At 47.2% G+C, this 11,310-nt stretch carries 12 protein-coding genes; 8 read left to right on the top strand and 4 right to left on the bottom strand.

From position 1 onward, the window contains the following. Positions 1 to 274 precede the first annotated feature (274 nt). Positions 275 to 1,021 carry a hypothetical protein gene (locus ACLR2L_RS14845; RefSeq protein WP_413369134.1) on the top strand — a complete coding sequence of 249 codons (747 nt, stop codon included), beginning with the start codon at positions 275 to 277 and terminating at the stop codon, positions 1,019 to 1,021. Between the two features lie 59 nt (positions 1,022 to 1,080). Here the strand turns inward: ACLR2L_RS14845 and ACLR2L_RS14840 are convergent, their stop codons facing one another. Together ACLR2L_RS14840 and ACLR2L_RS14835 are read right to left on the bottom strand one after the other, a co-directional pair. Further along, complete coding sequence (locus ACLR2L_RS14840) at positions 1,081 to 1,371, bottom strand: hypothetical protein (protein WP_413369132.1); 291 nt, start codon at positions 1,369 to 1,371, stop codon at positions 1,081 to 1,083. 162 nt (positions 1,372 to 1,533) lie between these two features. Further along, positions 1,534 to 2,493 (bottom strand): hypothetical protein, encoded by a 960-nt coding sequence (locus ACLR2L_RS14835; RefSeq protein ID WP_140958145.1) that lies wholly within the window; start codon positions 2,491 to 2,493, stop codon positions 1,534 to 1,536. Between the two features lie 305 nt (positions 2,494 to 2,798). Here ACLR2L_RS14835 and tatA point away from each other — a divergent pair, with 305 nt between their 5' ends. The 7 genes from tatA (at position 2,799) to hemB (ending at position 8,397) form a co-directional block, all read left to right on the top strand. Beyond that, positions 2,799 to 3,044, top strand: coding sequence for a Sec-independent protein translocase subunit TatA (tatA, locus tag ACLR2L_RS14830; protein ID WP_140958144.1), 246 nt, complete (start codon positions 2,799 to 2,801; stop codon positions 3,042 to 3,044). Further along, entirely contained in the window at positions 3,044 to 3,343 is a 300-nt protein-coding gene (gene tatB, locus ACLR2L_RS14825) for a Sec-independent protein translocase protein TatB (RefSeq protein ID WP_140958143.1), read from the top strand. The genes tatA and tatB overlap by 1 nt, the downstream gene beginning before the upstream one ends. Further along, entirely contained in the window at positions 3,344 to 4,081 is a 738-nt protein-coding gene (gene tatC / locus ACLR2L_RS14820) for a twin-arginine translocase subunit TatC (RefSeq protein ID WP_413369129.1), read from the top strand. Between the two features lie 78 nt (positions 4,082 to 4,159). Next, positions 4,160 to 4,732, top strand: coding sequence for a type VI secretion system-associated protein TagO (locus tag ACLR2L_RS14815; RefSeq protein ID WP_413369127.1), 573 nt, complete (start codon positions 4,160 to 4,162; stop codon positions 4,730 to 4,732). After that, a complete protein-coding gene (locus ACLR2L_RS14810; protein ID WP_413369125.1) occupies positions 4,733 to 5,506 on the top strand; it encodes a TatD family hydrolase in 774 nt (257 codons plus the stop codon). 8 nt (positions 5,507 to 5,514) lie between these two features. After that, positions 5,515 to 7,386 (top strand): diguanylate cyclase, encoded by a 1,872-nt coding sequence (locus ACLR2L_RS14805; RefSeq protein WP_413369123.1) that lies wholly within the window; start codon positions 5,515 to 5,517, stop codon positions 7,384 to 7,386. A 9-nt stretch (positions 7,387 to 7,395) separates the two neighbouring features. Continuing rightward, positions 7,396 to 8,397: a porphobilinogen synthase gene (gene hemB / locus ACLR2L_RS14800; protein WP_413369121.1), complete on the top strand. Its 1,002-nt coding sequence runs from the start codon at positions 7,396 to 7,398 to the stop codon at positions 8,395 to 8,397. Positions 8,398 to 8,499: 102 nt separating this feature from the next. Here hemB and ACLR2L_RS14795 read toward each other — a convergent pair whose 3' ends face one another. Together ACLR2L_RS14795 and rhlB are read right to left on the bottom strand one after the other, a co-directional pair. Then, entirely contained in the window at positions 8,500 to 10,011 is a 1,512-nt protein-coding gene (locus ACLR2L_RS14795; RefSeq protein ID WP_413369119.1) for a guanosine-5'-triphosphate,3'-diphosphate pyrophosphatase, read from the bottom strand. 14 nt (positions 10,012 to 10,025) lie between these two features. Continuing rightward, positions 10,026 to 11,288, bottom strand: a complete 1,263-nt coding sequence (rhlB, locus tag ACLR2L_RS14790; RefSeq protein ID WP_413369117.1) for an ATP-dependent RNA helicase RhlB — start codon at positions 11,286 to 11,288, stop codon at positions 10,026 to 10,028. Between the last annotated feature and the right edge of the window lie 22 nt (positions 11,289 to 11,310).

Below are 11,310 nucleotides of genomic sequence, written 5' to 3'. Positions count from 1 at the left end.
ACTTCATATATAACCTGACTTGTTTTTCTGTGATGTGATTTCCCGACACGCCATTCTCCTCGAATTGTCGTGTCGAACCTTAACAGAACAACCGGTCAAGATAGTTGTCGCTCAACCGTTCAAGTTAATTGTCGCTCTATAGCTCAGTAACTTCGATTTTCTCGATTCGATTGCTACCGAACCTGATTTAAGCGCTCTGGTAAACCTATTTCGATTTATGGGCGTAAAAATACTCTTTTTGATAAACGATGGTGAGCACCGTAAAGCAGCGACAATGTTAGGCAGTTTAGCAAAGCTAGATCGAACATTTTCGCAAACCAGCTCAGAGGCTGTATTTATAGTACTTCCCATTGTTCACTATGAAGCTATCTACATTCCGCTAGTTGAATTATTAGTTAAGTCAGGATTTAAAGACTGGGACCTAATTGAACCGGTATTGAAACCTCTCAGTGTTGACGAAATATCAATGAATAAAATGTGGCTGCGATTATTTGCCGACGGAACAAGGGCGCTTAAAGTCGAATACTTAGCCGACGAGCCTTCTAAAAATGAAGGTCTCCTTCACGAATTCTTGGCGAGGGTAAAATACAAAGAGAACATGACAATTAATACGCTTTTCGGGATGACTAAAAATCAACTCATCCCTGAGAGCACAGATAAAAGTAACTTATTTTCCGAGTATCTATTGGCAGCTGAGCGTGATCAACAAGCGAATGAAGAACGAAAGAAAGAACTCGAGAACATTACCTGGTCTTCGATTAAAAATTACAGAAATGTTGTGGGTCATCTCCTGGCTCTTACCGCCAATGCCAGGTTACTTAATTTATATGAAGATATAGCTGTAACTGACTTAAGGATTCTACTTTTGAATGTATTAATTCAATCTGGTGAGAAGCCATTAAATGAGATTATTAACGATCCCGCACTAGCGAATCCATATACTAATGAACCCCCAGCGCTGGAAGACAACAACATTTGTTACGTGCTTAAAGAAACAACATGCATTTCCGTAATGCACTGAAGTTAAATGATTAAATTTTATCTTCTACTGTATTTTTAGAAGGATTTGGCGGAAATACGTTAGTTTGGACTACTGCTTTGCCGGAACTGCGTAAAGTCCTGGCGCTGTTGTCCTCTGATAGCACCCACTACCATAAACGCAGTAAATGCAGAAAACAGTAACTGGATTAGTTCCTCGTTCATGCGTTTAGCCGTTGCTGGGCGCTCAGGTTGCAAAGTGGCTTGAGGGCCGTTCGTGTGGAACGTGTCTCGAAAAAAGGTGATGGATTTATCATGTTCAGGCTGAAGGGCAAACGCAGGCAAAGACAACACCAAGAAAAGCACAAAGCGAATGGCATTCTTGACACGCATGCGAACAAATCTCCCTTTTCTGCGATCCATTAGACTAAAGTTCTGGGCAATTATTAAACCCAATTCTATCTTAACGCGCAACCAGAACAATCAACACTGTGTGTTAGTCGGTCGAACAATAAGCTAATCACTAATTGGGTGAAAAGTAAACAGTTGTGCGTTTTAGTTTGTTCCGTAGTAGAACTCAAATCGTAAAGCCAGGCCGTACGAAGGCGAAAAGTGCTCTTCCTTCAACCAGATCACAAAGGGCTCCAATTCAAAGAACAACCAACTTCTGCGGTAGTTCGTACGCCATCTCACACTGGTATACACTTCGGTAACATGGTAGTTGGGTTCGGTAAGGCCTTTTATAAAAAAAGTATACAGTAAGGCACTTTGATCGGTGAGTGGTCGTAAATACTGAAACTCATGACGCCATAACCAGTCGTCACTACGGTCTCTGAAATAATAGCGGTTTTGCATTCTTACAAATTTGTCGTCGGCGAGCATGCGGGTGAAATTTAACCCTAGTTCCGCTCCAAACTGGTCGCGGGTGTAGTAGTAAATTTCACCGTCGTAGTTCAGTTGTAACTTTTCGTTTAACGCTATTTCATCTTCGTATCTGCTGCGGGCAAATAATTGATCGCCACGCCCCGCACCGATGCGATGAGACAGGTTGGAGTTTTCACTTTTTTGATACCGAAGTGCCAGACTGGCAGAATCCTGCAAATGATTAACCGAGTCTCTCGCAGCGCGGATGTTGTCCTGGCGGGTATAGTCATCATCATCCGACAGCAATAAATCAACCCGATTTTTTAAAGCCGGCAACTTAACCCGTATGCGAAAGCGAAAATCGGTAGCCATGAGGTCGCGACTTCTTGGTTCAATACCAAAGCGGACGCGCCCTTCAGCGCGGGCGTCTTTATGGTTATCACTGCCGTCTAAAGCGAAAAACTCATCCAGTTGTTGCGCGGTGTAGTGCATTGAATTGCTGAACTTGCTGTGCCAAATATCCAGCCAGGCGTCATCCGCCGGCGGCAGAGACGTTATATCAGTTTGTTCCTCGGCGAAGGTTTGCGTACTCAAGGCGCAGAGAAAATAAATGACAAACCAACACCCTTTACTACTGAACGGTGTTTTCAAATACCTAAATCCTTTTAGTTGCGACATGCAGTGCAGATGTGGAACGAATCATAAGTGGCCCGGTCCTAATGGCTGAACAGCTATTTATAAGCTTGCGCGATAAAGCCGGAGCCTGCAAATTATTTTTTGTTACTGCTTGCGTCGATCGCTTTGTAATTTAGCGTAAAATTATTCGGTTAGACCAGCTAACAAATGCTGGCTTATCGGCGCAGCCTCGGTAGAATGTACTGATTCAGGGATAAAAGTACTGCCCGGCCACGCTGTCGGTGGCATACTGTGTGTACAGAAGTAAGTAAGAGGTTTTTATGGGTGGAATTAGTTTGTGGCAACTGTTAATCATTTTATTGATTGTGGTGTTGCTGTTCGGAACCAAGCGTCTAAAAAGCATTGGCTCAGATTTAGGTGGTGCGGTGAAGGGCTTTAAGAAAGCAGTTACCGATGAAGAAGCTGATGCCGACTTCAAAGAAGGTCAGGCAAAAGTAGAAGAAAAGCCAGCGCCAGCTGCAACGGCGTCAGCTAAAACAGAAAGTGCCGTTAAAGAAAAACAATAATGTTTGATATTGGGTTTTTTGAAATCCTGGTGATTGGTGTGCTGGCGCTGTTGGTGCTGGGGCCTGAACGTTTACCGGGAGCCATCCGATCTACGCTGAAAACTGTGCGTAGCGTGCGCAATATGGCTTCCGGCTTTAAACAAGAGGTTGAACACCAACTGCGTGTGCACGAGCTGCATGAGAATTTGAAAAAAGCTGAGCAACAAGGCCTGAAGGACTTATCTCCAGAATTGCAAGACAGTGTAGATGAGTTGAAAAAGGCTGCTGAATCTGTTCAAGAACCGTATAAAAAGCCTTAGATGTCTGAAGAAAACAGCTTAATTTCGCATCTTATTGAGTTGCGTACCAGAATTCTGCGCGCACTACTTAGTGTGATGGTTGTGTTTTTGTGTTTGGCTTACTTTGCCAACGATCTTTACCAGTTACTGGCTCAGCCATTACTGGATGCGTTGCCGGAGAATGCCTCCATGATTGCCACAGACGTTGCCTCACCGTTTTTCGCGCCGTTTAAACTCACTATGGTGCTGTCGTTTTTTATCGCCATTCCCTATGTGCTATACCAGGTTTGGGGATTTGTGGCACCGGGTTTGTATCGCAATGAAAAGAAACTGGTTGCCCCATTGCTGTTTTCCAGCACCATTCTCTTCTATTCAGGCATGGCCTTTGCGTATTTCGTGGTGTTCCCCATCGCGTTCGCCTTTTTCACGTCTGTCGCTCCGGAAGGCGTAACCGTCGCAACCGACATCAACAGTTATCTAAACTTTGTTCTGAAACTGTTTTTTGCCTTTGGAATGTCGTTCGAAATCCCCGTTGCGATTGTGTTGCTTATCTGGACTGGTGTTACCGACGCAGACAGCCTGCGCGAGAAACGTCCATACGTAATTGTTGGTGCTTTCGTTGTGGGCATGTTACTCACACCACCAGACGTTATTTCACAAACACTGTTAGCCGTTCCTATGTGGATTTTGTTTGAGTTTGGTGTCATTGTAGGTGGCATGTATTCGAAAAAAGACGACGCAGACGCGTCTGACGAATAACCAGACAATCCCCAGGTAAATACCTACTAACCTGCATAAGTTGCGCTTGTCTGGTTGTCAGAAAAACAGGACACACACATGAAATTGCGAATCAACCTAGTATTGCCGGCATTATCATTCCTTATTATTGCGCCTTCGTTGCAGGCAGACACGCTTCAACAATCTCTGGCAGCATGTCGTGCGATAGAGAATGGCGTTGAGCGGTTAGCCTGTTACGACGCCATAAACGCAAACGAATTAGCCAATAAGCGCCCTATGCCGCAGCGCATGGATAAAACCATCACAGAAATTGTTGAAGAGAAGCAACAATCTGTCCAATCGCAGGCTGAATCACAGCCTCAGCCGCGTGCCTCTGACATTGCCGCCGCGCCATCATCAAAGCCAGCTCCGCAAAGTCAGTTTGGTTTGAAGGTGAAGTCTGAAGTACAGGCGCTTGAAAATATCACTGATACCGTCGCTAACGTAACCAAATCTGCCCGTGGAAAAATGGTTATCCACATGAAGTCGGGGGCCATATGGCAACAGGTGGATTCGGGTTACTTTAAATTGGAAGAAGGCATGGCAGTGTATATCGAACGGGGTTCGTTAGGCTCTTTTTTCCTTAGCAACAACGACGTTAACCGACGCATTAAAGTAAAACGGATCCAGTAAATGCCATGGTTTGATGCTGGGGTAAATCTGTTTGATGACAGAATGCCGGCTGAAGCAACAATTTCCCAGGCAAAGCAGGAAGGGGTAGAACGGCTTTGCCTGATCACTACGCATCCTGATGAGTGGTCGGTTGCTGAACAACTCTATCAACAATACCCGGATACCTTGTGTTATACCCTGGGTATTCACCCTCATCATGCCAAAGATGCAAAGCCTCATCACTGGGATACACTGATCACTATGGCGCAGTCGCCTGGTGCGGTGGCGATTGGTGAATGTGGTCTGGATTACAACCGTGATTTCTCACCGAGGCAAACCCAGCGCGAGGTGTTCGAGAAGCAGTTGTCGATTGCCGTACAACTCAATAAACCGGTATATCTGCATGAGCGAGAGGCGTTTGGCGATCAGTGTGCGCTACTAAACCGCTACATGCCAACACTGCCCGGCGGCATCGCACATTGCTTTACCGGTAATGTAAAGGAAATGCAGTCTTATCTGGCGTTGGGGTTGTACATAGGCATAACCGGGTGGCTGTGCGACGAAAAACGCGGTGAAGCGCTGCGGGAAGCGGTACTCAGCCTGCCACTAGACAAGCTGATTCTGGAAACCGATGCGCCTTACTTGTATCCAAAAACACGCAAACCACGGCAGCGAAATAATGCGCCGGCCTTTTTGCCTCATGTAGGTCATGCTCTTGCAACGTTACTCGATCAACCTGTTGAAAACGTAGAGATGACGAGTTACAAAAACAGCATTGCGCTGTTTAATTTGTAGGCAGAAATATGCAGTTTAGTACTCCCACCACCCGTATAACCGACAAATGGCTGTTTGGCCTTACGGTAGTCTGTGTAGTGGCATTACTGGTGTTGTTTACCGACAAAGGTTTGCAACAATCCCGGGATTATTATTGGCCCGCGTTGAAGGTGCTGACCGACAAGCAATACAGCGACGCTATTGACCAGGTTATGGCTGCGCCAGATGCTGCCTGGCGGGAGGATAATAACCCGATGAATGCGGGGTTGTCTGACGAACCCGTTTGGCTGCGTTTTACTTTGCCCGTTACCCGTATTAATCAACAGGCTGCTTACATTGAAATTGGTTATCCGTTACTGGACAGCATAGATGTATGGATTCATTCGGGTGGACGTTCCGGTAAGTTTCATGCTGGCGATGCTGAGCCATTTGAACAGCGCGACAGCAAATATCACGGGTTTCTGTTTCCCTTACCCGAACAAGAGGGATCTGCAACCGTATTTATGCGGGTTCAATCGAGCAGTGTAGTAAAAGTGCCGGTGAAAATCTGGCAGCAAAAGGCTTTTTGGGAACATATAAGCAACACTAACCTGGTGATGGGACTGTTCTTTGGCTTGTTGTTAGCCATGGCACTGAGCAATCTGTTTTTCTTTTTCACTACACGTACGCTTACGTTTATTTACTACACCGGCTATGTGATCTGTTTGGGGCTTACACTTGCCACGTTACACGGTTTTGCCTACAAATATTTATGGCCAGAACAAGCGTGGTTTCAGTCTAAAGCGATCTCCCTGTTTGCCAGTACCACGCTGATTTTTGCGGTTGTGTTTTCCGCTTCGCTGTTGGAAATATCCAGTCACAGCAAGCGCTTGGCCACTGTATTCAAGGTATTGGCGGGTGCGTTTGGCCTCATCGCTGCCAGCGCATTGTTCCTGGATTATGCGGTGTCTATTCGCCTGTTCCTGGTATTGCTTACCTTTACCGTGTTCCTGATCATGGGGGTGGCCATTTGGCTGGCTCGCAAAAAGGTATCGGTTGCAGGCTACTATGCGCTGGCCTGGGGAGCGCTATTGGTGAGTGCATTTACGGCTAGTCTGGACAATCTGGACATTGTATCGATTAATGTGCCTTCACAGGTGCTGCTGGTTTACGGAGCAGCCATCGAAGTGCTGATGCTGGCCTTTATTCTGGCTATCAGTTACAGCCGTCAGCGCGATTTTATGCTGGCCGCGAAAGAGGATGCGCTTGAGCAGGAACGTGAGGCCGTAAGGGCAAAACAGGCATTGATTGACCTGCAACAAACCACTCAGGATGAATTGGAGTATAAAGTGGGCGAGCGAACCCTGGAGCTGGAGATAGCCCTCAGGGAATTGTCGGAAGCTAACCGAGAGCTGGAAAAGCTCAACACGATTGATCCGCTCACCGGTATTCGCAATCGCCGCCATTTTGATAAACGCCTCCAGGCAGAAGGACGACGTAGTCGCCGCGAACAAACGCCGCTGGCATTGGCTATGGTTGATATAGATTACTTTAAGTCAGTAAACGACCAACATGGGCACAGTGCGGGCGATGCATGTATTAAGCATGTCGCTTCGATTCTGCAACAGCAGCTAAAGCGTCTAAGCGACGATGTGTGCCGTTACGGTGGGGAAGAATTTGGTATCATTCTGCCTAATACCGATACAGATGGCGCGGAGCAGTTATTAGAAGCCATGCGCGCTGAAATCGCCGCCCAGCCTTGTATGTTTGATGGCAAAGTGATCTCGCTGACAATAAGTGCCGGTGTGGTGTCAGGGGTGATTGCCTTTGGTGATGAAGAAAACAGCCTGCTCAAAACAGCCGACGAACGATTATATTTAGCCAAACAGGCCGGACGAAACCGGGTTGTGGCAAAACAGTAAAGGTTAAACATGTCTTATTCACAATATTTACCGCGCAGAATGCGCCGACTACGCCGTACCGATGGCTTACGCGCCATGGTGGCAGAAAATCAGTTAAGTGCAGCCGATTTAATTTATCCGGTATTTGTTTTGCCTGGTACGAATCAGCGTGAGGCCGTGCCGTCGATGCCAGGTGTAGAGCGTTTGAGCATTGATTTACTGGTAAAGGAAGCGCAATCAGCCTATGACCTCGGCATTCGCAGCATGGCATTGTTTCCGGTTACACCAATGGATGCCAAGTCGCTGTGCGCCAGTGAAGCGTTTAACCCCGATGGTATTGCGCAAACGGCCATTAGGGAACTGAAAAAACATGTGCCCGATATGATGTTGATTTCAGATGTGGCACTCGACCCGTTTACTTCGCATGGTCAGGATGGCCTGATTGATGAACATGGTTATGTGGTAAACGACCAAACCGTAGAAATTCTCATCAAGCAGGCGTTGTCACACGCCGCTGCCGGGGTGGATATTGTGGCGCCATCAGACATGATGGACGGGCGAATCGGTGCGATTCGCGATGCACTGGAAGAAGCCGGGTTCATTAATACCTGTATCATGGCCTATTCCGCTAAGTATGCATCGGCTTACTACGGGCCTTTCCGCGATGCAGTTGGTTCAGCAGCCAATATTAAGGGCGGTAACAAGAAGACTTATCAGATGGATCCGGCTAACAGCGACGAAGCGATTACCGAAATTGCGCTGGATATCGAGGAAGGGGCCGACATGGTGATGGTAAAACCAGGCATGCCGTATCTGGATATTGTACGTCGTTGTAAATCAGAGCTTGCAGTGCCTACCTTTGCCTATCAGGTGAGCGGCGAATACGCTATGCATATGGCGGCCTTTGAAAAAGGCTGGCTCAACCGGGAGCAGGTGATCCTGGAATCATTACTGGCATTTAAGCGCGCAGGCGCAGATGGCATTCTTACCTACTTTGCACCAGAAGCTGCAAGGTTGTTGAAGCAAAAGTAATTTAATTCAAATAAAAAGGCGAAGTAATAACTCCGCCTTTTCAATGTGTTAGTTTCAAGAATAGCTGTTCTGTATTTCTGGTTGGTTGCAGTGCTATTTGAGCTATTTGCAGGTAAGGTGCCATCCTGCCCGGTGTTGTAACCAGGCTTCATTTACCAGTTCCGCATTAATTAATGGATGCTCTTTCAGCCAGTTTTCCGGGAAGGTAAGGGTCCAATCCTGGTTATCCACTTTCAGTGTAATTGCTGGAATGTGCTGCTGATGTCTGCGCAGGCATACCACCACGGCAATACGCAAAATGCGCAATAACCCCATTAACATGGCACGTACATCATCGTGATACAAATTAAACGGTTCAATTTTAACTGCCTGGCGATGGCACTTTACTAAGTCGCGAATGGCGGCACGCTGCAGGCGGGTGTAACCGGGTAAGTCAATGTAATTCAATATGTAAGCACCGTGATCGTGGTGCTTTTTGTATTCGATATGCAATCCCACTTCATGCAACATCGCAGCAGCGTCTAATACTGCCTCTGTATCGAGATGGCATAAATCGGATTGTTTACAAAGTTGCTTGCACAGGTTAATTGCCAGCTTTCTTACATTCACAGCATGCGGTTTATCAATGTGGTAGCGGCGCATTACCGTGTTGATGGTTTGCGTTCGGCGATCGTTGTGCTTTACGTTATCAAGCATGCCATAAATCAAACCTTCGCGTAGCGCACCACCAGAAATATTCATTGTGGCAATCTTTAATCGCTCAAACAAAGCAAGAAGAATGGCTAAACCGCTGGGGAAAATAGGCTGACGATTAGGTTCCAGGCCATCAATCACCAGGTTAGCCAGATTGCCACAATCGATGCATTGTTGTTTCAGGTTATACAGGTAATCCAGGCGAATAGCATCGCTGATTTCTTGTTTCACCAGAATTTCGGTAATGGCTTGTGGAGTACCCGAGGCGCCCAGGCAGTTGTGCCAGTCGAAGCACAAAAAGCTGTCTACTACCGGATCGAGTAAAGCATAGGCTGCTTCCATGGCGCGGTCGAAATTAGCTTGTGAAAGCTCACCGTCGAGGAAATAACGTTCCATAAAGGTTACACAACCCATGTCCAGACTGACCAAGTGGATGGGCTGCATGTCGTTGCCAATGATGATTTCGGTACTGGCGCCGCCGATGTCGATAACCAGCGTGTTGCCCTGGTTAGCTGAGGTGTAAGCCACACCTAAATAAATCTGGCGGGCTTCTTCTTCACCTGAAATTACCTGCAAAGGGTGTTTCAGGATCTGTTCCGCCTTTTCGATGAAATCCTGAGCGTTACGAGCCAGTCTCAAGGTTGCTGTAGCAACAATGCGAATATTCGAAGCGGGAATGTCCTGCAACCGTTCGGCAAAAGTCTCTAAACACTGCCAGCCGCGCTCCATCGCCTCAAGGCTAAGTACCATGTCTTTGTCTAGACCGGCTGCCAGGCGTACTTTCTGCTTTACCTTGCCGATGATTTGCACGCTTCCGTTAACCACGTGAACAACTACCATATGGAAGCTGTTCGATCCTAAGTCAACGGCCGCGTAGTATTCGCCGAGTGTCTCGGCGTCATATTGAGTTTCAGGCTGCATAGTGTAACGCCGTATTATTTTTGCTGCGGTGGTCTTCCTTTGCCCCGACGGTTAGACGGACGTCGGTTTTGTTTACGCTGACGCTGTCTCGGTGGCGTAATATCGTCCAGTAAGGCGTCGTGCACATAATCGGTAACTGGAATTGGATGGCGGATATAACCTTCAATGCCGGGCAGATTTAATGCGTATTTTTCGCAGGCAAAGCTAATTGCAATTCCACTTTTACCCGCTCGTCCGGTGCGGCCAATGCGGTGTACATAATCTTCCGGGTCATCCGGCAAATCATAGTTAAACACGTGTGTCACTGCTTCAATGTGCAAGCCACGCGCCGCAACGTCAGTTGCAACCAGAATGTCTAAGCCGCCCTTGGTAAAGGCTTCCAGAATGCCCAGGCGTTTTTTCTGCGGAACATCACCACTTAATAAACCAACTCTGTGGCCGTCAGCTTCGAGCCAGTCGGCGACCCGCTCACAGCTGTGTTTGGTGTTGGCGAATACAATGGCTTTTTCCGGCCATTCTTCCTCTAGTAAGGTAAGCAGCAGGCGCATCTTGTCGTCATCTGACGGGTAAAACAGCTCTTCCGACACGCGGCTGGCGGTCATTTGTTGGGCTTCTACCTGAACATGAGTAGGATTGTTCATGTGTTCATAAGCCAGTTCCTGAACGCGGTAGCTCAGCGTGGCGGAGAACAGCATACTTAAGCGCTCGGTGGCTGGCGGCATGCGACGGAACAAGAATCGGATGTCTTTTATAAAGCCTAAGTCAAACATGCGATCGGCTTCATCAAGCACAGCAACCTGAATGTTATTCAGGCTGAACACGCCTTGTTTGTAGTAATCCAAAATGCGTCCGGTCGTGCCGATAACAATATCTACCCCTTCCTGCAATGTTTCCCGTTGACTTTGATAACCTTCGCCCCCATAAATGAGACCAAGTGAAAGTCCGGTATGTTGAGCGAGTAGTTCTGCGTCATTATAAATTTGCACAGCAAGTTCGCGGGTAGGTGCCATAATAATGGCTCTGGGACCAGCTTTCTTGTCTTCAGGCGACTGCGCACGACTTAAAATGTGGTGGAATGTCGCGACAAGAAATGCGATGGTTTTTCCAGTTCCGGTCTGGGCCTGGCCGGCAATATCGTTACCTTCTAATAAAGGAGGTAAGCTCAACGCCTGAATTGGTGTACAATGCGTAAAATTAGCCGCATTTAGTGCATCAATCACTTTGCCATTGATAGGCAAATCGGAAAAATGTGTTTCGGTTAAATGAGTTGTTTGCATAGCTTATAGCTTATCAGTGCTT

This window comes from Alteromonas sp. AMM-1 (assembly GCF_047290655.1).
GTDB lineage: Bacteria > Pseudomonadota > Gammaproteobacteria > Enterobacterales > Alteromonadaceae > Alteromonas > Alteromonas mangrovi.
Note: the sequence above shows the minus strand (reverse complement) of the source record. Positions and strands in the feature narration are given on the sequence as shown.